The 25,708-nt window shown below is 61.0% G+C and carries 24 protein-coding genes; 14 read left to right on the top strand and 10 right to left on the bottom strand.

Annotated elements, in window-relative coordinates:
* Window positions 1-4 precede the first annotated feature (4 nt).
* Window positions 5-1,027, bottom strand: coding sequence for a nuclear transport factor 2 family protein (locus tag VGO04_RS32580; protein WP_327500123.1), 1,023 nt, complete (start codon window positions 1,025-1,027; stop codon window positions 5-7).
* Window positions 1,028-1,166: 139 nt separating this feature from the next.
* Between VGO04_RS32580 and VGO04_RS32575 the strand changes: the two genes are divergently transcribed.
* The 12 genes from VGO04_RS32575 (at window position 1,167) to VGO04_RS32520 (ending at window position 13,111) form a co-directional block, all read left to right on the top strand.
* Window positions 1,167-2,291, top strand: coding sequence for an ABC transporter ATP-binding protein (locus VGO04_RS32575; protein WP_327500122.1), 1,125 nt, complete (start codon window positions 1,167-1,169; stop codon window positions 2,289-2,291).
* A complete protein-coding gene (locus VGO04_RS32570) occupies window positions 2,281-3,498 on the top strand; it encodes an ABC transporter substrate-binding protein (RefSeq protein ID WP_327500121.1) in 1,218 nt (405 codons plus the stop codon). Before VGO04_RS32575 ends, VGO04_RS32570 begins: the two co-directional genes overlap by 11 nt.
* 78 nt (window positions 3,499-3,576) lie before the next feature.
* On the top strand, window positions 3,577-4,605 hold the full coding sequence (locus tag VGO04_RS32565; protein ID WP_327500120.1) for a sugar ABC transporter permease: 1,029 nt from the start codon (window positions 3,577-3,579) through the stop codon (window positions 4,603-4,605).
* Window positions 4,606-4,619: 14 nt separating this feature from the next.
* Window positions 4,620-5,828, top strand: a complete 1,209-nt coding sequence (locus tag VGO04_RS32560; RefSeq protein WP_327500119.1) for a carbohydrate ABC transporter permease — start codon at window positions 4,620-4,622, stop codon at window positions 5,826-5,828.
* Between the two features lie 14 nt (window positions 5,829-5,842).
* Complete coding sequence (locus VGO04_RS32555; RefSeq protein WP_327500118.1) at window positions 5,843-6,382, top strand: ester cyclase; 540 nt, start codon at window positions 5,843-5,845, stop codon at window positions 6,380-6,382.
* Between the two features lie 81 nt (window positions 6,383-6,463).
* Entirely contained in the window at window positions 6,464-7,774 is a 1,311-nt protein-coding gene (hisD, locus tag VGO04_RS32550) for a histidinol dehydrogenase (RefSeq protein ID WP_327500187.1), read from the top strand.
* Window positions 7,771-8,538, top strand: coding sequence for an SDR family NAD(P)-dependent oxidoreductase (locus tag VGO04_RS32545; RefSeq protein WP_327500117.1), 768 nt, complete (start codon window positions 7,771-7,773; stop codon window positions 8,536-8,538). The genes hisD and VGO04_RS32545 overlap by 4 nt, the downstream gene beginning before the upstream one ends.
* Window positions 8,539-8,563: 25 nt before the next feature.
* Window positions 8,564-9,538: a nuclear transport factor 2 family protein gene (locus VGO04_RS32540; RefSeq protein ID WP_327500116.1), complete on the top strand. Its 975-nt coding sequence runs from the start codon at window positions 8,564-8,566 to the stop codon at window positions 9,536-9,538.
* A gap of 5 nt (window positions 9,539-9,543) precedes the next feature.
* Window positions 9,544-10,512, top strand: coding sequence for a cupin domain-containing protein (locus VGO04_RS32535; protein WP_327500115.1), 969 nt, complete (start codon window positions 9,544-9,546; stop codon window positions 10,510-10,512).
* A gap of 1 nt (window position 10,513) precedes the next feature.
* A complete protein-coding gene (locus VGO04_RS32530; protein ID WP_327500114.1) occupies window positions 10,514-11,224 on the top strand; it encodes an alpha/beta hydrolase in 711 nt (236 codons plus the stop codon).
* Window positions 11,225-11,235: 11 nt separating this feature from the next.
* Window positions 11,236-11,946, top strand: coding sequence for an RraA family protein (locus VGO04_RS32525; protein WP_327500113.1), 711 nt, complete (start codon window positions 11,236-11,238; stop codon window positions 11,944-11,946).
* A 130-nt stretch (window positions 11,947-12,076) separates the two neighbouring features.
* A complete protein-coding gene (locus tag VGO04_RS32520; RefSeq protein ID WP_327500112.1) occupies window positions 12,077-13,111 on the top strand; it encodes a GlxA family transcriptional regulator in 1,035 nt (344 codons plus the stop codon).
* A gap of 218 nt (window positions 13,112-13,329) precedes the next feature.
* On the opposite strand, the gene VGO04_RS32515 is transcribed toward VGO04_RS32520, so the two are convergent.
* Genes VGO04_RS32515 through VGO04_RS32480 form a run of 8 tightly spaced genes read right to left on the bottom strand, consistent with a single transcriptional unit; the run spans window position 13,330 to window position 21,712 of the window.
* Window positions 13,330-14,127: a dipeptide/oligopeptide/nickel ABC transporter ATP-binding protein gene (locus tag VGO04_RS32515; protein WP_327500111.1), complete on the bottom strand. Its 798-nt coding sequence runs from the start codon at window positions 14,125-14,127 to the stop codon at window positions 13,330-13,332.
* The gene (locus VGO04_RS32510; protein ID WP_327500110.1) at window positions 14,124-15,077 is read right to left on the bottom strand and encodes an ABC transporter ATP-binding protein; all 954 of its coding nucleotides are present in this window, start codon (window positions 15,075-15,077) and stop codon (window positions 14,124-14,126) included. Before VGO04_RS32510 ends, VGO04_RS32515 begins: the two co-directional genes overlap by 4 nt.
* Window positions 15,064-15,903, bottom strand: coding sequence for an ABC transporter permease (locus VGO04_RS32505; RefSeq protein ID WP_327500109.1), 840 nt, complete (start codon window positions 15,901-15,903; stop codon window positions 15,064-15,066). Before VGO04_RS32505 ends, VGO04_RS32510 begins: the two co-directional genes overlap by 14 nt.
* On the bottom strand, window positions 15,900-16,922 hold the full coding sequence (locus VGO04_RS32500; protein WP_327500108.1) for an ABC transporter permease: 1,023 nt from the start codon (window positions 16,920-16,922) through the stop codon (window positions 15,900-15,902). Before VGO04_RS32500 ends, VGO04_RS32505 begins: the two co-directional genes overlap by 4 nt.
* A 17-nt stretch (window positions 16,923-16,939) precedes the next feature.
* Window positions 16,940-18,505 carry an ABC transporter substrate-binding protein gene (locus tag VGO04_RS32495; protein ID WP_327500107.1) on the bottom strand — a complete coding sequence of 522 codons (1,566 nt, stop codon included), beginning with the start codon at window positions 18,503-18,505 and terminating at the stop codon, window positions 16,940-16,942.
* Between the two features lie 37 nt (window positions 18,506-18,542).
* Window positions 18,543-19,664 carry a DUF917 domain-containing protein gene (locus tag VGO04_RS32490; protein WP_327500106.1) on the bottom strand — a complete coding sequence of 374 codons (1,122 nt, stop codon included), beginning with the start codon at window positions 19,662-19,664 and terminating at the stop codon, window positions 18,543-18,545.
* A complete protein-coding gene (locus tag VGO04_RS32485) occupies window positions 19,661-21,205 on the bottom strand; it encodes a hydantoinase/oxoprolinase family protein (RefSeq protein WP_327500105.1) in 1,545 nt (514 codons plus the stop codon). The genes VGO04_RS32490 and VGO04_RS32485 overlap by 4 nt, the downstream gene beginning before the upstream one ends.
* Before the next feature lie 3 nt (window positions 21,206-21,208).
* Window positions 21,209-21,712: an Lrp/AsnC family transcriptional regulator gene (locus tag VGO04_RS32480; RefSeq protein ID WP_327500104.1), complete on the bottom strand. Its 504-nt coding sequence runs from the start codon at window positions 21,710-21,712 to the stop codon at window positions 21,209-21,211.
* A gap of 650 nt (window positions 21,713-22,362) precedes the next feature.
* Here VGO04_RS32480 and VGO04_RS32475 point away from each other — a divergent pair.
* Window positions 22,363-23,460, top strand: coding sequence for an agmatine deiminase family protein (locus VGO04_RS32475; protein ID WP_327500103.1), 1,098 nt, complete (start codon window positions 22,363-22,365; stop codon window positions 23,458-23,460).
* A gap of 405 nt (window positions 23,461-23,865) precedes the next feature.
* Window positions 23,866-25,002 (top strand): septal ring lytic transglycosylase RlpA family protein, encoded by a 1,137-nt coding sequence (locus tag VGO04_RS32470; protein ID WP_414650644.1) that lies wholly within the window; start codon window positions 23,866-23,868, stop codon window positions 25,000-25,002.
* 90 nt (window positions 25,003-25,092) lie between these two features.
* Here the strand turns inward: VGO04_RS32470 and VGO04_RS32465 are convergent, their stop codons facing one another.
* Window positions 25,093-25,692 carry a general stress protein gene (locus VGO04_RS32465; protein WP_327500102.1) on the bottom strand — a complete coding sequence of 200 codons (600 nt, stop codon included), beginning with the start codon at window positions 25,690-25,692 and terminating at the stop codon, window positions 25,093-25,095.
* Window positions 25,693-25,708 lie beyond the last annotated feature (16 nt).

Below are 25,708 nucleotides of genomic sequence, written 5' to 3'. Positions count from 1 at the left end.
CCGGTCACCTTCCTCGACGGAAAAAAGACTGCATTCGGGCGAACACGTCGACGTCCATCTGCAGCAGGAGATGGATAATGTCGAGTGGGACCCAGTTTTCTCGAATGAGACCATCTTCCGCCAGATAGAAGTCCATCACCCGCATATTGACCTCTCTGCCGGTTGGAGCCGTGCCCAGGAAGTTGCCGCCCACGTGCTTCCCAAAGACGCTCGGCCAGCCTCCGGTTGCCGAATATTTGCCGTCGCCAATTCGTACATAGTGATTGCCGCCGCGGCGGTTCGGGAAAGCGGTCCGGAACGGCAGCTGATGGTAGTCGACGAACCCCTCCAGTCCTCGTGTGGTGCCAATGCCGCCGGGCCCGTACCACATCATTTTCGGGTGCCAGAACTGCTTTTGTGGCATGTTCAGCAGGCCGTCGCGTCCTTCATTGGCCTCGTCATTATATTGCCCGAGCGAGGCTTGCATATCGAGGGTCAGCTTGAGTGCGGCTGCTGACACGTCCGGATCCTGCTCGGTTAGCAGAATGCCGTCAGCCGTTATCGGGCAAGGCCATTGCTCTTCGGTTCCCAGACTGGGAGGGAGTGGCCAGAAACCCGCTTGGCGGATCACGTCAAGGATATCGAAGAGCACGGTGCTTCGTTTGATCTTTCCGTCGGCGACTTCGTGAAACTCGCCATACCTGAGATAAATTGGTCGACCGGTTGCCGGAATGGTCAGCCAGTCGTTTCGAAACGTGCCGAGATAGTGACCGACGGCCCCGACCAGATCGGTTCCGTTGTAGGAGCCGCCCATCAGAATTGTGTCCCTTCTTTCGAGATCGGGAAACGACGATAGCAGTGGCCGCCACACCGTCGCGGCGATCGCTTCGTGTCCGCGAACCTCATTAAGTGGGTGGGAACCTCGCCAATCGGCATCTGGATGATAGGCCTCTGAGAGCCGTCTTTCGACCTCTGCCGGGCGACCAGCAGTGACTGCTTCCATGGCATCTTTGATGAATCGCTTATTGCGAAGGTTGACACTTTCCATGGGGGTCTCTCCTCAAACGACCGGCCTCAAAAATTGTTGACGTCAGCTATTGCATACGTATTCAAAAACTGTCAATCTCAAACTCGAAGATGGCTCGGCATGAAGCCTCAAGGGAACGTCAAACAGGGAAAATCGAACGATGGCATCCATCACGCTTAAGGGAGTGACGAAGCGCTGGGGCGCGTTTGTCGGCGTCGATAGCGTCAATCTGGAGATTGCCGACAAGGAGTTCATGGTCTTCCTTGGGCCGTCGGGATGCGGAAAGACAACGACGATGCGGATGATCGCAGGATTGGAGGATCCGACATCGGGCGAGATCCTGATCGGCGAACGTGTCGTCAATGATCTGGAGCCACGCGAGCGCGATATCGCGATGGTCTTCCAGAACTATGGTCTTTATCCGAACCTAAGTGTTTATGAGAACATTCGTTTCCCTTTGAAGGTCAGGAAAGTCGACCCAAAGTCGCACGATGCTCGGGTGCGCCGCGCAGCTGACATGGTTGAGCTGGGTCATCTGCTCGATCGGCGGCCGAGTGCTCTTTCAGGCGGTCAGCGCCAGCGCGTTGCCCTGGCGCGGGCCATCGTGCGGCAGCCGGCCGTTTTCCTGATGGATGAACCGCTTTCGAATCTTGATGCCAAGCTGCGCGTATCCACCAGGGCCCAGTTGAAGAATCTGCATCACGAACTTCAGGTGACGACGATCTACGTCACTCACGATCAGATCGAGGCAATGACGCTGGCAGATCGGGTTGTCGTCATGAAGAGCGGCGTGTTCCAGCAGGTCGGTACGCCAACAGAGATCTACGACCGTCCGGCGAACACCTTTGTTGCGGGCTTCATCGGCTCTCCTGCCATGAACCTTATCGATGGTTCGTTGAACGATGGCGTCTTCACTTGCGAGCATGTGCGGATCGAAGGACTACCCCGAGGCATCAGCGGACCGGTGACCCTCGGTTTTCGAGCGGAAGACGCTCGAGTGTCGCCGGTCGAAGCCTCACAAGTCCAGGCACCGATCTACAGCGTCGAACTTTTGGGTGATGCGACAATGGTGACGGTCAGAGCCGGGGCGGCTCTGGTCGCGGTGCGGGCTGGCAAGGACTATCGGGCTCAAATTGGCGACCCGGTCGGCTTCTCGATCCGGCCGGAGATCTGTCATCTCTTCGACAGACAAACAGGAACGCGCCTTGAAACACAAAAGAGTGCCGAAAATGGCACCACTTCGGGAACGCAAAATATCAACTGGGAGAACCGTCATGTTCGCTAGGAAAGTGATTTATGCGGCAAGCCTCGTGCTGCTTGCCACTGTTTCGGCTCAGGCCGCCTGCAGCTACGAAAACAAGGTGCCGTTGAAATCCTTGACCGCGGGCTTCGAGGCATGGAAGGCGGTGACGTCGACCATGGCCGAGTGCGGCAACTTCAAGCCTGAACTCGATCAGGAATTCGCGCAGAAGCAAGTCGCCGCCTTTTCTGCCCAGCCGGCGCTTTACCAGATCGGCGGCGTGGCAAACGAGACGCTGGTACCTGTCCTTCAGGAAGGCTTGATCCGTCCGTTGGATGACCTCGTCGCTAAATACGGTCAGAATCTCAATGCCAATCAGCTCATCAAGGTGGATGGCAAGACCGTCGCAATCGCGATGATGGTGAACGCCCAGCACCTGATGTACCGGGAAGACATCTTCAAGGACCTCGGTATCGAAGTGCCGAAGACCTATGACGAGGTGCTCGTGGCTGCCAAGAAGATTAAGGAGGCGGGCGTCGTGCCGTATCCGCTTGGTGGCACTTTCAAGACCGGTTGGAACCTCGGCGAAGAGTTCGTCAACATGTATCTCGGTTTTGGCGGCAAGTTCTTTAACGCAGACAACACGCCGTCGATCAACAACGAGGCCGGCGTGAAGGCCCTCCAGATGATGAAGGCGCTGACCGAATACATGGATCCGGAGTACCTCGTGTCGGACTCCACCACCGTGCAACAGCAGTTCCAGCAGGAAAAGATCGCGATGGCCAATCTCTGGGCGTCAAGAGCGGCTGCGATGGACGATCCGAAAGAGTCGAAAGTGGTCGGCAAGATTGCCATGGCCGCAGCTCCGGCGGCGACACCCGGCGGCAAGCCGGCAACCACCATCTGGTGGGATGGTCTCACCATAGCGAGCCACATTACCGACGAGGAAGCCGATGCGGCATTCCGCTTGGCTATGGAAGGTCTCAAGGAGGACATGGTCAAGTCCAGCAACGATGCCGCCGTCTGGCTCGTCAAAGGTTTCGAGCCGGGGCGGCTATCGCAAGGCGCTTTTGCTTCAGCTGAAGCCGAAGCACCATCCTATCCGGCCTCGACGGCGCTCGGGATCATGCATACGGCACTCGGCAACCACATCGCCGACTTCCTGACGGGTAAAGACACCGCCGAGGAGACCCTGAAGGACATCGAGGGCGAGTATCGCACCGCGGCGAAGGAAAAAGGCTTGGTGAACTGAAGCCGCGATACGGGCGGCGGTTCGCCGCCGCTCGCAACCAGCCAGATATCAGCCATTGAACCCAGGGGAGGACCGGGGATGAGATCGCGCACCTTCTACGCCTTTGTCGCTCCGTCGATGGCGTTGATGTTCATCTTCATCGCATTGCCACTCGTCAGCGTCGCCATACAGAGCTTTCAACTCACGCAACAGGTGTTCGAGCAGGTTACGACAGAGACTTGCACGCCGGGCTTCCTGAAGCAGACCTGCGTTCAGGAAGTGAAAAATCTTCCGAAGCTCGACGCGGAAGGCCGTCCCATCGTGGAAACGAAGTTCGTCGGGTTCGAAACCTACAGGACAGTACTTCAGCCTGCCGAGGTTCTGCGCGCCTTCTCGGAAGGAGGAAACGGGTTTGCTGGCCTTTTGAACATTGATTTCTACAAGGCGCTTCGCTTCACCCTTACCTTCACCCTGTTGACTTTGCCGCTCGTCATCGGGCTCGGGCTTACCATCGCACTTGCGGTCAACAGCACGATGCGAACGATACGTGGGCCGCTGATTTTCGTGTCCCTTCTTCCTTTCATCATCACGCCCGTTATTGGCGCCCTGTCGATCCGATGGCTCTTCGTAGGCGACGGTATCTTGACGGCGGTGATCGCAAAATTGACTGGCGAACACGTAGCAGTCTTCGCTCATGGTTGGATGATCGAACTCTTGATGATGTTCTATCGCGTCTGGCACGTCGCACCATTCGCCTTCGTCATCTTCTACGCCGGTCTGCAGACTGTTGATCGAGACACGCTTGAATCGGCCGTGGTCGACGGCGCATCGCGCTTCGAGCGGCTACGCTACGTCATCGTGCCTCACCTGATGCCGCTGATCGTGTTCGTATCGCTCATCCACCTCATGGATGCATATCGGGCGTTCGACGAGGTGATCGGCTTTTCAAGCCAGGCGCACCGCATCTCGCTCCAGTGGCTGACCTATAACTATCTGATCCCCGACAACAGCGGCAATCGATCGATCTCCCGTGCTTCGGCGTCGTCGATGCTCACGATGATCGGCATCATCATCCTGCTGCTGCCACTTCTGCGCCGGACGTGGCGCGAACACCGATCGAAGCGCTGAGGGAGGGAAACACAATGAACACCAGAGCACTTCGACCCGGTTTTGGTCTCAATCTGGCGGTTGGCTTGTTCGTAGCCTGTTGGGCGATCGTCGCTGCCTTCCCGCTGGTCTGGATCGCGGTTATGTCGTTCCGGGTTCCTATCGACGCTTTCGCGACGAACCCTTTACAGGTCATCTTCGGTGACGTGACGCTTGAGCGGCGCGGCGGCATATCGTTGCTCGCAATCGTCGGCTATGCGCTCGTGCTGTTCGCCGCAATCTGGCTGCCGCGCTATCACGGGGCGCGGCTGGTGCAGGGGATGTCAGTCCGTGGCGTCAAGTGGGTCGGCCTGTCATTGACCTGGTCGCTTTACGTAGCGAGTTTGGCGCTGGTCCTCTTTTGGATCGCTCCCTCCGTCATCGCGGCGCTTGAATCTGCAGTCACGGGCCTGCCGCTAGTTGGGGCAATCGCAAGGCCACTCTTCGGCTTTACGACTGAGCACTATCAAGCCGTCTGGATCAAACACGGGTTCTACCACCAGTTCATCAACTCGATGATCGTGACATTTGGCGTCGTGACGATCTCGCTATCGGTCGGAACGCTCGCGGGCTACGCGTTGGCGCGTGCAAACAGCAACCTTGCATTCTGGCTGCTTATCGCGGCGCTGATCTTTCGAGCGCTGCCGCACTCGGTGCTTGTAACCGGCTATCTTCCGCCATTCATCAACTCGCGCGAAATTCTCATGCCGATCTGGAACTGGCCGCCTGTCGCCTGGTTCTTTCACCTGTTTTCCGAACAGCCGCCGACACTCTATGGGCAACCGCTGGCGGTCATCATGGTTCTCGTTTCCATCAACCAGCCCTTCACGATCTGGATGCTCCGGTCGTTCTTTCAGAACATCCCCGCCGAGCTCGACGAGGCGGCAAGAGTTGATGGCTGCACTTACTTCGAGGCGTTCTGGCGGGTGATCATGCCGGTGATGTGGCCGGGCGTCATCACGACGGGGCTGTTCTCGTTCCTGCTCGCATACAACGACTACCTCGTCACGTCGCTGTTGCTCGACGCGCAATCGCAGACGATGGTTCCGGCGATAGCGCAATATTTCAATCGGGAGACCACCACCACTGACCAGATTGAGGCAGTGGCGGCCGCGGTGTCGATCACCGCCCCGTTGTTCCTGCTGGTCATGGTGTTCCAGCGGCAAATCGTATCCGGCCTCACTCAAGGGGCGGTCAAAGGCTAACCAGGGAGATAGACATGAAAGGTTCTCGTCCAGAACAGGCGGCGCTCACCCGCAACAACGACCTGAGCAAGACCGAAGCGACGCGCAGCGTGGTTGAGGGCATGGTCGACGGTCTGAACGACCACGTGATCGACGGCATCGGATCGTTCTTCGCTGCCAACTTCCGTTGGATCGGTAACGCCGGCTGTGGCTTCAAGAACGGACTGAAGGAATTCCAGGACAACTGGCAGAGGCCCTTCCAGGCTGCCTTCTCCGACAAGGTCTGCATTGACGAAGCGCGCCTTGCCGAGGGCGAATGGATGGCGGCTTTCGGCCGCCAGGAAGCAACGCATTCTGGCGAGTTCATGGGGATTGCGCCCACCGGAAAGCGTGTCGAGATCCGCTACATGGACTTCTGGAAGGTGGTCGATGGCAAGATCGTTGACAACTGGGTGATGGTCGACTTCCCGCATGTGATGCAGCAGCTCGGCGTCGATCCGTTCAATGGTCATGGCTGGGAAGAGTACGATGCGGGCCGCAAGGTTCCGCCGCGCCCGGGCAACAAGGCGGCCTGAAGCAGCGCTCCGATCGCCCGAAGAATTCGATGAAACTACGATGCGGGTTGACCGTCCCCCGGTCACCCGCAAAGGGAGGTCATTTTGATCCGTTATCTCAAAACAGCAAAAAGTGTCGAGGAGCGTGCGGAGGAAGACGCTCGCGTCCGCTCGACCGTTGAAGCGATATTGTCTGGCATTGCCGCGCGCGGCGATGCGGAAGTTCGAGCCCTGTCGGAGAAATTCGACAGCTATTCACCGGCGTCTTTCCGGCTCAGCGAGCGCGAGATCGAGGCGGCACTGTCCAGAGTTTGTCGCCGTGATCTGGAAGACATCCGCTTCGCGCAGCAACAGGTCAAGACATTCGCCGAGCATCAGAAGAAGTCGTTGCGGGATGTTGAAGTTGAAACACTTCCCGGGGTGATCCTCGGTCACCGGAACATTCCGGTGAATTCGGTCGGCTGCTACGTTCCGGGCGGCAAGTATCCGATGGTCGCTTCTGCGCATATGAGCGTCGTGACGGCCAAGGTCGCTGGCGTTAAGCGGATCGTCGCCTCCGCGCCGCCTCAGGGTGGGGCGCCGCACCCGGCAATTGTCGCCGCCATGCATATGGGCGGAGCGGACGAGATTCTTTGCCTCGGCGGCATCCAGGCCGTCGGTGCGATGGCGCTCGGGACCGAGACGATCGCACCGGTCGACATGCTTGTTGGGCCGGGCAACGCGTTTGTCGCCGAAGCGAAACGCCAGCTTTATGGACGGGTGGGGATCGACCTCTTTGCCGGCCCGACCGAAACGATGGTCATCGCCGACGAAACGGTGGATGCGGAAATCTGCGCCACCGACCTGCTCGGTCAGGCGGAGCACGGTATCAACTCACCGGCTGTTCTCTTGACCAACTCGGAACAATTGGCGCGCGAGACGATGGCCGAGATCGAACGGCTTCTCGGGATGCTTCCGACCGGACCGACCGCGCGCAAATCCTGGGAGGACTATGGAGAGGTCATCGTCTGCGACAGCTATGAAGAAATGCTGCAACAGGCCGACTTCTACGCGTCCGAACACGTCCAGGTGATGACCGATCGCGACGAGTGGTTCTTGGAGCACATGACAAGCTACGGAGCCTTGTTTCTCGGACCGAGAACCAACGTCGCCTATGGCGACAAGGTCATTGGTACGAACCACACGCTTCCGACGAAAAAAGCCGGTCGCTACACGGGTGGCCTTTGGGTCGGAAAGTTCCTCAAGACGCACAGCTATCAGAAGGTGCTGACCGACGAGGCGTCCGCGCTGATCGGCAGCTATTGCTCGCGCCTGTGCATGCTCGAAGGATTTGTCGGCCATGCGGAACAGGCGAACGTGCGGGTTCGACGCTATGGCGGGAAAAACGTCCCTTACGCGGAGGCGGCGGAGTGAGCACCTGCCCACAGACCCCGTCCTTCCGTTTGGAAGGGCGCCGGGCACTCGTAACGGGTGCGTCGCGCGGCATCGGCTTTGCTTGCGCCGCAGCCTTGGCGCAGGCCGGAGCGCATGTCGTTTTGGCGGCGCGCGAGGCGAGGCAGCTTGAAGAAAGCGTGTTTGCCATCAGGGCCGACGGCGGCAGCGCCGAACCCGTCCTCATGGATGTGAGCGATCCCGGGGGCGTTGGTAAAGTCGTTGAAGGGCTCGGAGAGATCGACATCCTCGTGAACAATGCCGGGATCGCCCGGCATGCACCGATGATTGAAACGTCGGTCGGGGACTTCGATGCTGTGGTCGATGTCAACTTGCGCGGGGCGTACTTCGTTTCGCAGGCTGTTGCGCGCGGGATGGTGGCGCGCGGCAAGGGGGGCGTCATCCTCTCGATATCATCACAGATGGGCCACGTCGGTGGAGTGGATCGCTCGGTCTATGCCGCAACCAAGCATGCGATCGAGGGCATGACCAAGTCCGCGGCAATCGAGCTCGGTCCCCACGGCATTCGCGTCAACACGATATGCCCGACCTTCATCCGGACGCCGCTCACCGAAAAGACGTTCAGCGATGCAGGAAAGTCCGATTGGATCGCGTCGAAGATCAAGCTTGGGCGGATCGCGGAGCTTGAGGATGTCATGGGAGCTGTCGTCTTTCTGGCGAGCGATGCGGCGGCGATGATCACTGGCGCTTCGCTTCTCGTCGACGGCGGCTGGACCGCGGGATGAACTCAGACATGAAAAGAGGTGGAATATGACACTCAAAGGATTTGACCCGAAGTTCAAGGATCTGCCCGATTTCATCATCGGGATCACGAAGGAAATTTGGGAAGACCGAGGCATTGCCACGCTGCACCAATATTATGCGGCGGACATGCCGGTGCGCTCGCCGGCATCCATCGTCCTTGGGAACAAGAATGTGATTTCCGCGACGATGGCGACGCTTGCCGAGTTCCCGGACCGGGCACTGCTCGCCGAAGACGTCATCTGGTGCGGTGACGACGAGAACGGGTTTCTGTCCTCCCATCGACTTCTTTCGACCGCAACACACACACGTTCCGGTATGTATGGTGAAGCGACGGGCAAGCGCCTCAAGTACCGGATCATCGCCGACTGCGCAGCGCGCAACAACCAGATTTACGATGAGTGGCTGATCCGAGACCAGGGAGCGATCGTTCGCCAGATGGGATGGGATCCCAAAGCCTTCGCGGCCGATCTTATCGAACGCGAAGGTGGTCCGGAGAATTGTGTGAAGCCCTTCACACCGGCTATCGATGTAGCTGGCGACTACAAGGGGCGCGGCAACGCTCACCCCGTCGGGCAGCGTTACGCCGACATCACCAGCCGTATCATGGGTGCGGACATGGCCGCGATCGCCACCGAGTACGACCGTGCTGTTCAGCTTGAACTTCCCGGCGGCGTAACCGGTCACAGCCATGGCGACGCCGATCAGTTCTGGATGGGCCTGAGAGCGGCGTTCCCGAATGCCAGATTCGAGATCCACCATCAGATCGGCCGTGATGATCCGGAATTTTCACCGCGCGCTGCCCTTCGCTGGTCGTTGACGGGCAAGCATGAGGGGTGGGGTGCGTTCGGCGCACCGACCGGCGCCGACGTCCATGTCATGGGCATGAGCCACGCCGAATTCGGACCCTGGGGCTTGCGACGGGAATACGTGCTTTTCGATGAAACGGCGATCTGGAAGCAGATTGTTCTCAAGACGGGATGAGGGAAATGACACCTGAGCAAATGGAAGAGCGTATCGTCCGTTACGGCGACTTGAAGCCCTGCAAGACCGCCTTCATCGATGCCCACACGCCGGGCTCGAACCAAAAGGAGAATTTCACCATCATCGGTGGCGGCGTCTCGGAAAGTGCTGATCAGCATGTTCATATCAAGGACACGCCAGGCTTTAACATCGGGGCCGCGGGTCAGCCGCCGAAATGCAGAAACTCGCTGCATTCCCACCGTACGGCGGAAGTGTTCTACGTTCACAAGGGACGGTGGCGCTTCTTTTGGGGCCGCCACGGAACCGCTGGTGAGGTGATCCTGGAAGAGGGCGACATCTTCGACATTCCGACAGGCATCTTCCGTGGATTTGAGAATATCGGTACGGATTACGGGATCATCATGGCAATCTTGGGCGGTGATGACGCTGGCGGGGGGGTGATCTGGGCACCCCAGGTGATCGAGGACGCAAGAGACCATGGCTTGATTCTTGCCGAAACCGGCAAGCTTTACGACACCAAGAAGGGCCAGGCGTTGCCAGAAGGGGTGGGGCCCATGCCACTCCTGACGGAAGAGCAACTGAAGGCGTTTCCGGAAACCCCGGTCCGCGAGGTCGTCCCAGCGTTCGTCGGGCGCTACAATGACATGATGGCACTGGCATCACGTTCTCCTGCCAGGGTCATCGGGACGGAAGCGGAGGCTCTTATCCGGGATCGTACCGGCTTTGAAGTTGAGTTTCTGGGACGCAACTCGATTTCTGCGCAGCCCTATAGCGTCGACCGTCATGAAGTCCTTCTCGTCCATAAGGGACACTGGCGGCTGACATGGTCGGGCGGTGAGAAGATTCTCGCGCCGGGGGACACGTGCGCAGTCCCGCCCGGACTTGAACACTCGCTCGCGCCGAGCATGACCGGGGAGGCCGCACTCTTCCGCGTGCGAGACACGGACGACGCAGCCGGCCCGACAAGGGTCTAGTATGCGCAAGGCTCTGGTCCTTTTGCCAGGCATGATGTGCGACCGGCGTCTGTTCGAGCCGCAGGTCACACATCTTGACGATATTGCCGACATCTTCGTCGGCGATATCACCAGGCACCGATCCATTCGTAGTATCGCGGCTGCCTTGCTGGAAGAAATCCCGTTTGATCGGTTTGCGCTTTGCGGCCTGTCGATGGGCGGCATCGTCGCAATGGAAATCATGCGACAGGCTCCGCTGCGCGTCATTGGGGCTGCGTTGCTAGATACTACGCCTCTTGCAGACGCCGATGGACGAGCAGAAATACGAAACCGGCAAATTGAACGCGCCCAAAAAGGCGAGCTTCGACGTCTTTTTATCGAAGAACTACTGCCGCATTACCTCGCTGGGGGAAATGCTGGCGACGGGCGCCTTCGCCAGGTCCTGATCGACATGGCTGTCGAACTTGGTCCCGACGTTTTCGAGAACCAGTCCATAGCGCTGCGAGATCGTGCCAACAATGAAAGCGCACTTGCCGACTATGGCGGCTCCGTCCTCGTTTTATGCGGTGAGGAGGACGCCATGTGTCCGCCGGCTCGGCACGAGCTCATCGCTTCCCACAACCCGCGTAGCCAATTGGTGACGCTCGCTGGCGTCGGACACATATCGACCTTGGAAGCGCCGCATGCAGTCAATCGAGCCCTTGAGCGTTGGCTTGCTGACACCCCGAAATGAAGGAGACTTTGATGTCGCACACAACACTTGAAGCCGAGCTTCTGTCGCTCCTCAAGAGCGTTGACACGCCGACGGTCTGCAACGCCATCGAGGTTGCTCAACGGAAGCGCGGCTTCCAGGGCTTTACCCGAAAAACTGTGCAGGTTGCTGACCCAAATCTTGCCCCGGTGGTCGGATTCGCCCGCACTGCGAGAATCTCGGCCGTGGCCCCGCCCACCGAAGCACCTGACGTAATCAAGAAGCGTCGTATGGACTACTATCGCTATATGGCATCCGGCGCCAAACCGACGGTCGCTGTCATCGAAGATGCCGATGACCCGCATTGCATCGGAGCCTTCTGGGGCGAGGTGAACACGACCATCCACTCCGCCCTTGGCGTTGGCGGCGTGTTGACCAATGGAGTAATGCGCGATCTCGGCGATCTGGCTCCCGGTTTCCAAGTTATCGCAGGCTCCGTTGGACCCAGTCATGGTTTCGTGCATGTGCTCGACCTCGACGGCCCGGTCAGCGTATTCGGTTTGAGGGTTCTTCCCGGAGATCTCATCCACGCCGACCGGCACGGAGCAGTTGTCATACCCAATGAGGTCATTTCGCTTCTATCGGGCGCAATTGCAAAACTGCAGGCCAGCGAGAAGGTCATTCTCCAGCCGGCGCGGGAGCCGGGCTTTACGATCGAGCGCTTCGAAGAAGTGTGGCGGGCATTCGAAGCAGCTCGGGTATAGAGGCAATCTTGATTGTCGACCACGACTTCCGTCGTCCTTCGTAAGCTCGCAAACAACTTGATCTTTCATGGGCGCGGCAGGCGGCGACGTTACCGTCTGGCGGTGATTGACGATTCAGAGGGAGTGAGAAATGCACCGCTTGGACGCGGCGAGCGCCGATGTGAAGGTGAGCCGACGAGACGCGGTCGTGAGCCCTGCGGATGGTCCGAAGTTACGGGTCGGGTTCGTCTTGGCAAAGAAGTTCACATTATCGGCGTTTGCCCTGTTCGCCGACACGCTTCGTTTGGCAGGTGACGAGGGTGACCGGTCGCGAAGAATGCACTGTGACTGGGACATTCTTAGCAACTGCCGGAACAGCATAAGGTCGAGTTGTGGGATTCAGGTGGTCCCCACTGCTCTTTTCACTGATCCCACCAAGTACGACTATATCGCCGTTGTCGGTGGTCTGTTGGACGTCGAGCAACCGCTCGCTCCCGAGGCGCTTGTCTATCTGCACAAAGCATCCAGGGCAGGCGTCGGGTTGATCGGTCTTTGCACGGGAAGCTTCATCCTCGCAGACGAGGGCCATCTGAAGGGGCATCTCGCCTGCGTCAGCTGGCTACACCACCGCGAGTTCCGTGATCGCTTCCCCCGCCAGACCGTGGCTTTAAATCAGATCTTCCGGCTGGACCGGAAGCGCGCAACCTGTGCTGGCGGCAGCGCGGTTGCGGACCTGGCGGCGGCCATCGTGCACAGGCACATCGGCGAGGCGGCGGAGCGAAATGCGCTTGAAATTCTGCAAATCAACGCTCGCCGAAATGCAGAGGCCGCCCAAGCGCGCATACCGCTGACATTTGAAACGAAGGAGCGGCGTGTCCGCAACGCGCTGCTGCTTATGGAGCAGCATATTGAAGACTGGCTTCCGATAACTGCGATCGCATCGCTCATTGGTGTCTCGCGGCGCCAGTTGGAACGACTCTTTCACGCCGAAGTCGATATGTCCCCCAACGTGGCCTATGTCAAAATTCGGATGGATGCCGCGATGAAGATGATCGTGAACACGTCAAGCCCGATTATTCAAGTTGCGCTTGCCTGCGGCTTTGAAAGTGATTCCCACTTTACGCGCCGCTTTCGCTGCCATTTTGGGAAAACACCGTCAGCTATTCGTCAGGGAATTGGGCGGTGAATTTCGTTGTGACAGTTTCGGACAATGCGTGATGGACAATGCGATCGGTATCGCGCTGGCCGTCAGCTCCTTCATCATTTCATCACGCAGTCCCTGTTCCTGCTACGTCGAGACTCCACGTTTCACCGTTCGCAGCGATACTGTTGTTTGTCATTCAGCTGCATCACATTGACGCTTCGTGAAGGAGATTTGTACATCAAGGACCTTCTCCGCCGCCGTCAGGAGGTCCCGACAAGTCTTTCTCGGCGCCCGAAGGAAAGCAGTTCGCGCGTATAGGGATCGGCCGGGGCAGCGATGACTTCTTTGGTTTTTCCGAACTCGATGACGTCACCGCGTCGCATGACCAGGAGCGTGTCGGAGACATGCGCGACGACCTTCAGGTTATGGGTGACGAACAGCATCGACAGCCCGCGGCTTTCTTTCAGGTCCGAAAGCAGGTTAAGGATCTGCGCCTGTACCGAGACGTCGAGCGCCGATGTCGGTTCGTCGAGAATGAGGAGGCTCGGCTCCAGAGCCAGTGCGCGGGCAATCGCCACGCGCTGTGCCTGCCCACCGGAGAGTTCGCCTGCGCGGCGATCGAGAAAATCGGCCGGCAGCCCGCAGTCGGACAAAAGACCTGCGGCCTTGTCGCGCATCGCGGCGTCTTGGCAGCCGCCTTGCGCCAGGATCGGCTCGGCGAGGATCTCGGCGATCGTCAATCTCGGGCTCAGCGACAGGAACGGGTTTTGCAGCACGACGCCGATCTTCTGGCGTTCCCGGCGCAGCGCGCTGCCGTTCAGCGCCAGCCAGTCCTGCCCTTCAAGCCGGATCTGTCCGCTTTCCACCGGAAGGAGCCGAAGGATGGCGCGCAGGAGGCTCGTCTTGCCGGATCCGCTTTCGCCGACGATGCCGAGGGTCTCGCCTCTGGCCAAACGGAAGCTCGCACCGTTGACCGCGGGTTTCGGCCGTGCCGCAAAGAGACCGGCGCGGTAGCGGATGACGAGGTTGTCGACGTCGAGTATCGGGGCCGTGGTCATGCAGCGTCCTCCGGCAGATGGCATAGCCAGCGATGTGCGGCGCGGTTGCGCTCCGGCGGCGGGGTAACGGCGCACTCTTGGAGTGCTTGGGGACAGCGCGAGGCAAAGGCACAGCCGGCTATCACTGAGCGCGGTGGCGGTATCGAGCCCTCGATGGCGGCAAGCCGTGCGCCAAGCGGCGCGGCGTCGGGAAGTGCTGCGAGCAGGGCGCGGGTGTAAGGGTGCCCGGGACTTTGCAGCACGGCGCCGACCGGGCCGGTCTCGACGGAGCGACCTGCATAGAGCACGGTGGCGCGATCGCAGGCCTCTGCAATGACGTCCATGTCGTGGGTGATCATCAACACGGTGAGCCCGCGCTCCGTGACCAGCTTGCGTAGCAGTGCCAAGACTTGCGCGCCGACCGAGACGTCGAGCGCGGTGGTCGGCTCGTCGGCAATGAGGAAGTCGGCGCCGGTCGCCAGCGCCTGGGCGATGACCACACGCTGCTGCATGCCGCCCGAAAGCTGGTGTGGATAGCTGCGGAGCACTCTCTCCGGGTCGGGCAGCCCGGTTGCGGCCAGAAGTTCAATCGCCTCGGCGCGCCGGTTCCGATGCGGCAGGTCGCGATGGGCGCGGATCACGTCGTCCATCTGCCTGGCGATGCTGAGCACGGGATTGAGGGCGGCAGCGGGATCCTGCGCGATCATGCCGATGCGCCGACCACGCAGGTGCGCGGCCCGCTCGCGAAGGTCCTCGCCATCGAAATGGAACCGGTCGGCAACGATGCGGGCACCCTTCGGTGCAAGACCGAGTACGGCCATCCCGGTCATGGTCTTGCCGCAGCCGGACTCGCCGATAACGCCGTGGATCTCGCCGCGCTCGATCTCGAGGCTGACGGCACGCACCGCGTGAACGTCACCATCTAACGTCGGGATGCTGACCGAAAGATTGCGGATATCAAGCAGAGGCACGGCCAGTTCCTCCCTTGCGATCACGCAACGCATCGCCGAGCACGCTGAAGGCGAGCGCGATGGCGAAGATGGTCAGCCCCGGCATCGCCGAATACCACCAGCGTGCAGGGAAGAACTTTCGTCCCGCGTCGACCATCTGGCCCCAGTCGGCAGTCGGCGGCAGCACGCCAAGGCCGAGGAAGGAGAGGGCGGCGGCGGTCAGAAGTGCCGGCCCCACATCGAGCGCTGCCTGCACCGTCAGCGGCCTGCCGGTCGCCGGCAGGATGTGGCGCAGGATGATGCGCCAATGCGAGACGCCGGAGAGCTGTGCCGCTTCGACATAGGGCTGGCCACGCAATACCAGCACCTCCGCGCGGGCGAGCCGCGCATACCAGGGCCACCAGGTGACGGCGACGGCGATGACGCTGTTGAGAAACCCCGGTCCGAGGGCTGCGGCCATTAGCACGGCCAGCAAAAGCGCCGGGAAGGCGAGGAAGACGTCGGTGCCGCGCATCAGCGCTTCATCGATCCAGCCGCCGAAGTAACCGGCGGCAAGGCCGATCGGCAGCCCGATCAGCAACGAGAAGGCGACGATCAGCATGCCGTTCGTCAGGGATACCCGCGTCCCGTAGACAATGCGGCTCAGAATGTCCCGGCCGAGATGATCGGTCCCCAACCAGTAGTCCGCAGAGGGCGGTGAGAGCTTGGCGGCGACGTTGGGCCCGCCGGCCCCCTGCAGGGGATAGGGCGCGATCCACGGCGCAAGAAGCGCAACGAGCACGAAGACGAGGATGATAATGAGGGCGACGGTGCCCGGCCAGCCGAGGCGTTGGACAAGCTTTTTCATGACAGCGCCACCCGCGGGTCGACTAGGGCCTGAGTGATGTCGATCAAGAGGTTCATCACGACGTAGCAGATGGTCACGACCATGGTGACCGCAGCGATGACCGGAAAGTCCTTGGCAAGGATCGCTTCGGAGACGTAACGGCCAAGACCCGGCCAGGCAAAGATGATCTCGATGAGGACCGCGCCGGTCAGGGCATAGGCGAATGAGAGGCCGATCACCGTCAGCGCGGGCCCCATGGCATTGGGCAGCGCGTGACCGAAGAGGATGCGTGGTTCGGAAAGCCCAAGTGCGCGGGCAGCAACGATATGCCGGCGCTCGAGGATTTCGATCATCGCCGAGCGGGTCAGACGCATGGCGACGCCGGCAGGATAGGACGCGAGTGTCAATGCCGGCAGGATCAGGTGTGTCAGCGCGTCGCCGAAGGCTTCAAGACGGCCGGCGATGAGCGCGTCGATCAGGTTGAAACCGGTCACCATCGGCAGCGGCGCCGAGATCGCGATTTCTCTCGAAAGTCGCCCGGAGAGCGGGAGGATGCCCAGCCATTGCGCAAAGATGAGCTGCAGAATCATCGCCAGGAAGAAGGTCGGCATTGCGACGGCAGCGATCGAGCCGAAACTGCAGAGCCGGTCTGCCCAGCCGCCTTGCCGCGCTGCAGCGATGACGCCGAACGGAATGCCGATCAGGAGCGCAAGGCCGGTCGAAAAGATGGCGAGCTCCAGCGTGGCCGGAAGATAGGCCCTCAGATCCTCCGCGATGAGACGCCTGGATTTGTAGGAAATGCCGAAATCGGCGGATGCCATGGCGCCGGCGAACGTCGCGAAACGGGCCGGCAGAGGCGCGTCCAGATTGAGTTCCTGGCGCGCCTTTTCGATTTGCTCGGCCGTGGGACGCGGGCCCGCATAGAGCGCTGCGGGGTCCGACGGAACGACCTGTGCCACCACGAAGACCAGGAAGGTCACGCCCACCAGCACGAAGGCGGAGAGAAACGTGCGGCGCAGGATGTAGCGTAGAAGTTCCATCAGACCCCCCGCGTGCCCTACCGGCTCAGATCGTTGACGAAGGCGATGTGACCGTAGGCGGGATTGTCGGCGTAGCCTTTGATGTCAGCGCGGATGATATGGACGTTCGGCTGGTCGAGCATGAAGATGGCCGCCGCATCCTCGATGACCTTGCGCTGCGCCTCGATAAACAGCGCCTCGGCGCGCGGGCGGTCCGTTCCTGAGAGCTTGGCCGCTTCATCGATCTTCTTGTCCACCTCGGCGTTGGAATAATAACCGAGATTGAAGTTCGGCTTCTCTTCGCTGTGGAACAGGTTGAAGAGGTAGTCGTAGGGGGTGACGAAGGTCGGCCACCAGAACATGACGAAAATGTCCTGCGCCGCCTCGGGGTTGGACTTGCCGAGCTGCCACTGCGCTTCCCATGCCATCGGCTGCAGTTTCAGCGTGATGCCGAGCGTCTCCAGATTGGCTTTCCAGAGCTCGCCGGCGACCGCCTCGATCGCCTGGGAGGTGGAATAGGTCATGGTCAGTTCGAGACCTGGCTCGATGCCTTCCTCGGCAAGCAATGCCTTGGCTGCTTCCAGATCGGTCTTCGGGATCGGCGCGTTGGCATCGTGGCCCCAGATACCGGCCGGGACGACACCCTTGGCGCGGGTGCCAAACCCGCTCGTGCCCGCGGAGATCACGTCGTCATAGGGAAAGGCAAGCGACAGGGCCTGACGCACCTTGACCTTGTCGAGCGGCGCACGCTTGACGTTGTAGAGGCCGAAGAGCGTCTCGAAGGAAGGGTTGACGACCACGTTCAGGTCGGGATTGGACTTCAACGCCTCCAGATTTTCGTAAGGGAGGCTGTAGGTCCAGTCGGCCTGGCCGCTCTCGATCATGTTTTGAGCGAGCGTCGCATCCTCGACAATTTCGAACGAGATCGTCTGGAAAGCGCCGTCCGGCACCTTGCCCCAATAGCCTTCGACGCGGTCGAGAACCGCGCGCTGGCCGGGCTCGTAGCGCGAAATCTTGAACGCCCCGGTCCCTGCATCGTTGCCGGTGTTGAACCAGGACGCTTCCTTGTCATGCGAAGAAGGAGCGTAGATCCAGGCGGCAAAGCCGGCCGACGCGATGAGGTCGAGTGGCTGCGGCTCGGAGAGCAGGAAGACCACCTTCAGTGGTTCCGGTGTTTCGATGGAGGCAACCGGCCCCCAGATGAAGGACGCGCCACCACCGATCTTCTTGGTCCGCTCGATAGAGCCCTTGACTGCCTGTGAAGTCAGCGGGCTGCCGTCATGGAACTTTACGCCATCACGCAGGGTGAACGTCCAGGTCTTGCCGTCGGCGCTTACCTCCCAGGAGGTGGCGAGCAGGGGCTCGATTTTGGCTTCGGCCTTGTCCGTCGCGGGAATGTAGCGCGTCAGTCCTTCGTAGACATTGGCAAGCACCGCGCCGTCGTTGGAAAACGAGGTAGCCGGGTCAAGGTCCGGAAAGCTCGTCGGATAGGCAAGCGTGAAGATGCTGCTGGTACCCTCGGCCATCGCGAAATTCCAATGCGATGCGGCGGCTGTGGCGAGAGCGGTGAGGGCGGCGGTTTTCAAGAAATTGCGGCGGTTCATGTCGGGCTCCCAATCGAGTTCTGGAGGGGGCGGACGCTTAGGCGTCTTCTTTGTAATGGGGTACGGCAGGCGCATCCGCGGACACGCCCATCGGGACGAAGTCGAAATCGTAACCAAAGGCGCGCGGGCCGACGGAGGCGAGCGCGATCTCGCTGCGCAGCAGCACGGGTGCAGGCATCGACAACACGTCGATGCGCAGGCCGTAGCGCAGCTCTTCCGTGCCGATCGCCCGGCCGGTTTCCGAATCCACGATGCAGATCAGGTCCGGCACCATGGTGATGATCTCTTCGCCTTCACGCGCGATCAGATATTCGTTCTGGATGTCGACCGTCAGCGTGCGGCCAGCATCCGCATCCAGTCCGGCAACAGTAAGCTTGCCGCGGGTGAAGCCCGCCATGACACGGCGGCTGATATCGGTCACCTTGCCGCGCATCAACCGCACACCACCGGACTGCTTCAGGATGGCCTCGACCGGGTCCTCCTTGCCCGCGCGCGCGTTCATCACGGCATCCCCGAGGCTCCAGGCCTGACTGGTGGTGTGGGGCACGCCGAAACGGCGGACGAAATCACCCGACATCGGCGCAGTCGTCATCAGCGCCGTGCATCCCATGGCGATGGTGCTGGCGCGCAGCAGCTTCTCCAGCATCTTCGGCGTCGTCGCGTCGGTGACGACGAGCACGTTGCCGTCCGCGTCCGCAAGGGCCGCCGGCTGCACGGCCTGGCCGTGGATAAAAAAGGTCGTCATCTGCACTTCCGGGAAGGCCCGACCCATGCCGTCCGCATCGACGACAGGCAGGTCGACCATGGCCGCCGTCAGCATCGGCGCGATACCGTTGCCGCCACCGACTTCGTCACCGAGCACCGCATCGACCTTGCGGCCGAGATGCCGTTCGAGCGCGTTCAACAGCCGGACGCCCTCGCTGCCCTCGGGGATCTTTTCGATACCCACGGTCGGCGCGCCGATGCCGCCGATACCCAGGATCTGGGCATCCGGCGCCATGTCGGCCGGACGCACCATGCGAATGCGCTTGCCTTCGCGCAGGAGCGCCTTGGCGCGCAGCAGGCCATGGTAGGTGCTGCCGCCGCCGCCGGTTCCCAGAATGCCGCAGCCGATGGCGATGCGATCGATATCCGCTTCGCTGAGCGTCCAGTACTTCATGCCCGCAACTCCCCAATCACTTTCGCGGCGACGCGAACGGCATTGCCGGGCAGGTAAGCCAGCGGCGTTTCTTCGATTTCGGCAAGGGTGGTCGTCTCGGCATCCGCGCCGGCTTCGACGGCGCGCGCCCGTGCCTCGGCGACGATGGATTCCAGTGCGCGTTCCCGGGTGGTGCCTTCCAGCGAAACCACGCTGTCCACCTCGCCGGAGACCTGCGCAATTGCCGCGCCGATGGCGTTGGCCGAGCCGAAATGATCCGGCTTCAGCGAAACGGAGGTTCCCTCCAGCAGCCCCTCGACCAGAACCGAGCCGCCGCCGACAAGAATGGCGGGGATCGGATCGGCGCTCGGCTTCATGCGGTCGAGCACCGTTTCGATGCTGGCCTTCATCTGTGCCAGCATCTGCTGTGCAAATTCCGGCGTGATGCGGCTGAGACGGTCGCGCTCGCCAAGGTCGACGAGGCCGGCTGAGACGGCGATGTCGGTGGCCGTCAGTGTGTCCCCCCCGAAGCAGAGAGCTTTCTCCGGTAGGCGAAAACCGACCGAATCCGGGCCGATCGTCGAAGACGAACCGGGGCGCACGATGCTGCCGCCGCCAAGCCCGAAAGAGTAGACGTCCGGCACACGGAAATTGGTCGGCACGCCGCCGATCTCCGCGCCCTCGCTGCGGGTGCGCGGGAAACCGGCGACCAGCATGCCGATATCCGTGGTGGTGCCGCCGATGTCGATGACCGCGGCGTCGGAGAGCCCGGTCAGAAAGGCCGCGCCGCGCATGGAGTTGGTCGGTCCGGACGCGATCGTGAAGACCGGATAACGTTCGGCGAACTCGGCCGCCATCAGCGTGCCGTCGTTCTGCGTCAGGTAAAGCGGGCAGGTGAGGCCGAGGGCGGCGAAAGCCGCTCGGAAGGCGCCGACCGTATCGCGACCAAGCGTGTGGAGGCTGGCATTAAGGATCGTGGCATTTTCGCGAGGCAGGAGGCCGGTGCGGCCGACGCGGTGCGACAGGCTGATGGCAGCGCCCGGCATTTCCTCGGCAACGATTTCCGCCGCGTCGTTTTCCATTTTCGGGTCGACCAGGGCAAAGACCGAGCAGATCGCGACGGCGGAGATGCCGCGCGCCCGCCAGTCCCGGCATGCTGCGCGGATCGCCACGTCGTCGAGCGGGGCAATCTCCGAGCCGTCATAATTGACGCCACCGCCGACCAGAGCGGCACCACCGTCGACGATGGGGCGGAGCGTATCCGGCCAGTCGATCATCGGTGGCAGTGAGCGCGTCGCCGCACCGCAAAGGCGCAGAATGCCAACCTTCTCAAGATGCCGACCCTCGACGATGGCGTTGAGGAAGTGTGTGGTGCCGATCATCACACCATTGACCGCGCCGGCGGAAACGCCCGCTTCGGCGAGCACTGTGCGGATCGCCGCGCTGACGCCCGATGTCACGTCCGCGGTGGTCGAGGACTTTACTGTGGCCAGGACCTCGGTGCCGCGCAGCAGCGCCGCATCCGTATTGGTGCCGCCGACATCCACTCCGATACGAAGCATGGTTTATCCCTTTTTCTTGCCGCCGAGGTCCGTACCGCGGCTTATCGCGGTCGTCCTCGTGCCGAATACCTTGTAGAGGCGCAGCACGACCGAGCTGTTGACGCGCCTGATGCCAGGCAGTTTGCCCAGTTCCTGATCGATGAATTCAAGCAATGCCGCGTGGTCGGCGACGAAGAGCGAAGCACTGAGGTTCGCCGTGCCGCTCGTGGCGGCGAGGTAGCCAATCTCGTCATACTCGGCGAGAAGGATCGCAACGTCTTCCTGTTTGCCGGGCTCGACCTCGATCAGAAGTTCGACCTGGACATCCCGTCCAAGCGCCACCGGATCGGGAATGGCTCCGATGACGATCATCTTGGCCTGCAGAAGGCCGGCGATACGGTTGCGGACCGTGCGCTCCGAGACGCTGCCGATCCGGCCGGCGATCTCGGCCGCCGAGAGGCGCCCGTCTTCGGAGAGATAACGGATAATCTCGCGGTCCAGATCATCGACGAGGTAGCGTTGGGTCATCACCGTTTCCATTTCGGCCTTGATAGGTAGAGTAAATTTCCGAAACGGTATTGTGTCAAGAATATTCCAGTCGATACCGTCGAATCTTTCCAAAAATATCCTGATTTAGGCGATATCCATGCGGAGTATTGCCGAATCGGCATCTGCAACGGCTTGCCGTCCCTGCCGGTGGCCACAGTTTCAGCCAGCCTTGGCATCGCCGTTTTCCGGAACGGGCGAGGCTCCGCCGAGCCTCAGCTTCGAGCGCTGCGTCCGGATCAGGGCCGGGGCTTCATTCTCTGGAAAAGCTGCATGCCAGGACTGGGCTCAGATCCGTGACGGCGAACGGCGGCATTAGCGAGCCCCCATGCGACCTGATTGATTTCGAGCGCCAACGGGTAAAGTCACCCGGAAGGGGGACTGTCGACGGCCAACAAGAGCACGATAGTTAACCCGGTCACTGGCTAACGGCGGTGGCATGAAGGAACCATGGGCACGACGCCCAGATCGGTAAAGGTGTCTCGACGTTGAACGCGAGCGACAGGGATCACTGAAGCCGGCGCGGTTTCAGCCACGTCGGAAGATGCCGACCGTCCAGACCCCTGTCTCGCTGGTGCCTTTATTCTCAAGTTTTTCAAACGTTCTAGAAATTGATCGATCGAGGTTGGTAAATGATAACGCGTAGACAAGCGATGGGGTTGGGCGCGATGGCAGGCTTGGGATGGTTTGCAAAATCGGCAGCTGCCGGTGAGACGGCAGGTTCCGCAGGCTACTACTATCCCGAGGAGTCGGCGCCTCATGAGCGGACCTTTATGCAATGGCCTGTGAGCTCCGCCGTGTACGACGACACGCGCGTCCTTGCGGAAACGCAACGTTGCATCGCCAGGATCGCCAACGCGATCTCCGAGTTCGAGCCTGTAGTCATGCTGATGGACCAGCGACATCAGTCGAATGCGCGTAAGCTTCTGGGTCAATCCGTCGAGATCTGGAACATTCCGACTGAAGATCTCTGGTGCCGCGACTCAGGGCCGTCCTTCGTGGTCAACGGCAAAGGCGGATTGGCGATCACCCAGTTCAATTTCAACGGCTGGGGCGGCAAGCAGGTCCATCGCAATGACGGAAAGATCGCGGCCCGCGTTGCCGAGCATCTTGGATTGCGACAGTTCGACAACGGGCTGGTGGGTGAGGCCGGCGGTGTCGAAACAGACGGTCGCGGGACGCTGATCGCGCACGAGAGCAGCTGGATCAACCGCAACCGGAACAAAGGCTCGAGACAAGAGATCGAGGCGATGCTGCTTGAGGCGATGGGAGCCGACAAGATCATCTGGGCCCCCGGCATCAAGGGAGCCGACATTACCGACTATCACATCGACGCGCTTGCCCGGTTTACCGGGCCCGGTGTCGTTCTGATCCAGATGGGAGAAGAGGTCGATCCAGATGATCCCTGGTCCGCAGCGGCCTTCGAGACTCACGACCGCCTGGCCGCGGCCACGGATGCAGACGGCAAGCGGCTGAAACTGGTGGTCCTGCCCGATCCGCTCGATGTTCGCGTGAAGAGCGCCGATTTCGTGTCCTCCTATGTCAACTATTACGTCTGCAATGGCGGCGTGATTGCCGCTCAGTTCGGCGATCACGCCGCGGACGCAGAAGCCGCCGCGGCTCTCGCCGAGCTTTACCCGGGTCGAGAGATCGTCACGCTTGATATCGACGCCCTTGGTCGACTTGGGGGTGGGATCCATTGTGCGACGCACGAGCAACCGAAGGTTTGATAGCTGCGAAGGGTGGTCGCATTCGTGGATCGCGACCACCCGCGGCAGAGCTCGAGTCGACACGTTCTGGCACGAAATCTGCAAAATGCCCCGATGTTGAGCGGTGTGTCCCGCGTCCAGGCGATCAGGCGGGGGATGAGCAAGCGGCGCTGCAGGGCAATCGATGGGCGCGCTACGTTTTTTCCATTCCAAAGCGCCTGATCGTGATGCGGGCTCCATGGGGGAAGTCGGGAACCTTTGGTTCCGGTTCTCATTTTGGAACAGTATCAAAGAAGGAGCGAACGATGGCACGCCCCTCGAATGCACGTTGCATCGACCAATATCCGAGCTTCTTTGCCGCCCAATTTGAGGAACGGGTGCATTAGATGCTGCGGGGGCATTGCCGTTTATCGCCACGGTGGACGGATGTCAGATGAATTGGATGCGACGGTCAAGGGGCTGCGACGGATGGCGATTGCCGTGCTCTGCACGTGCTGTGGCGCCTGCACCGCCGCGCATGCGACGACCATGGATGGTCGCAACGTCTATACTTCCGAAAAGATGTACCGCACGCATGCAAATGCCCAATTCGTGCCCGGCAAGAAGCCGACGGTCAAGCGTGGCGGCCAATACGTCGTCGGCAAGCCTTATGTGGTGAAGGGCAAGCGTTATTTCCCGAAGGAAGACCCGAGTTACGATCGGAGCGGTATCGCCTCTTGGTACGGCTCGGCGTTTGAGGGGCGACGGACAGCAAACGGCGAAACCTACGATTCGGACCATCTTTCTGCCGCGCATGCGACCCTTCCTCTACCCAGCTATGTGCGCGTGACCAACCTTGAAAATGGCTCGTCGGTCATCGTGCGCGTCAACGATCGTGGTCCCTATCACAATGGCCGCCTCATCGACCTTTCCAGCAAGGCAGCAGACATGCTCGATCTGAAACACCGGGGAATTGCCTCCGTCCGGGTCCAATATGTTGGCCGCCCCGGTTTGGGTGGAAATGATATGGCCTTTCTCTTGGCCTCGCATGTCAAGAAGGGGCGAAACACACCCATCTTCGATCGGAAGGCACAGGTCACAACTGACGCGCAGGTCGCTTCAAGGCAGGCGACAAACAACCATTGGTCAAGCAATAATCAGCCCCTTGGTTCAAGGCACTGGGCGTTTGCCGGCAGGGTCAGGGACGCTTCATACCACGCTCCGCCGGGCGCTTCTGACACGATCAAGACACTTGCGCGGCGCGTGCAGCGTGAGGATGAAAGCATGACCATCAAGGCGTCACTCGCTTATGCCGCGATCATTCCGACTGACCTGCGCGCGCCTGAGGAAAGGCGCGGCGGACGTGTCGATCGCGTTCACATGCCTGCGGTTGTCCTGATGCGGGCGCAGCCCGCCCGAGGATGTCAATCAGTGCCAAATGATGGCGATGGGAGATGTGGTCTCCAGACCAGTTCGCTATTGGCATTCGATCGCGAGAGACGCGCGACCGGCGCGATTGGAGCGCGCCGACATCTCCAAGGCCGCGGTCGCAGGCGGTGGGGATTTCCTTGGTCATCGACCTAGGGTCAACTTCCTCGCGAAGCGGCCCCGTGACGGGGCCGCGTTTGACTTCCGGCTGCTTACAGGGGGCGCCCTGCAGCCACCAGGCTCCAATTAGAGCCGATAGCGGCGGCGTTCCTTTTCGATCTCGTCGGCCGTATAGGGATCGAGCGTTTCGTCGAAGCGTGTCCAGCCCTGCTCGGCATAGGCGGCGCGGCGCTCCTCCGGGTCAACCCAGCTGCCTCGGCGCAAAATGGCCTGAGCATCCGCGTAGAGACTTTCATCCACACGGGCCGTCACGACAGCGCCACCGCGGCGAACGCCCTCTGCATAGACGTTGGCATGTTCCTCGGGAACGCCTGATTCCGTCATCGCACCGATGATCCCGCCGGCGGCGCCACCTGCCACCGCACCGGCGGCCGCGCCTGCTGCCGTGGCGGCGAGCCAACCGGCTGCCACCACAGGCCCGACGCCCGGAATGGCCATGACGCCGAGTCCGGTCAAAAGACCCCCAATGCCACCGATTGCAGCGCCGACACCGGCGCCCGTACCTGCCCCTCCCGTGGCGTTGCCTTCAGTCGCGCTGCCGTAACGGTCGCCAATATTGTTGGATACGATGCTAATGTCGTCCGACGGAACGCCTCGATCTTCGAGTGCTGTGACTGCAGCGCGAGCGTCGGCATAGTCGTCAAATAGTCCAGTAACGCTTTTCATCGTGGATCTCCTTGAG

The organism is Ensifer sp., assembly GCF_035999185.1.
Lineage (GTDB): Bacteria > Pseudomonadota > Alphaproteobacteria > Rhizobiales > Rhizobiaceae > Ensifer.
The sequence above is the reverse complement of the archived record's forward strand: the minus strand, read 5'-3'. Positions and strand labels throughout refer to the sequence as shown.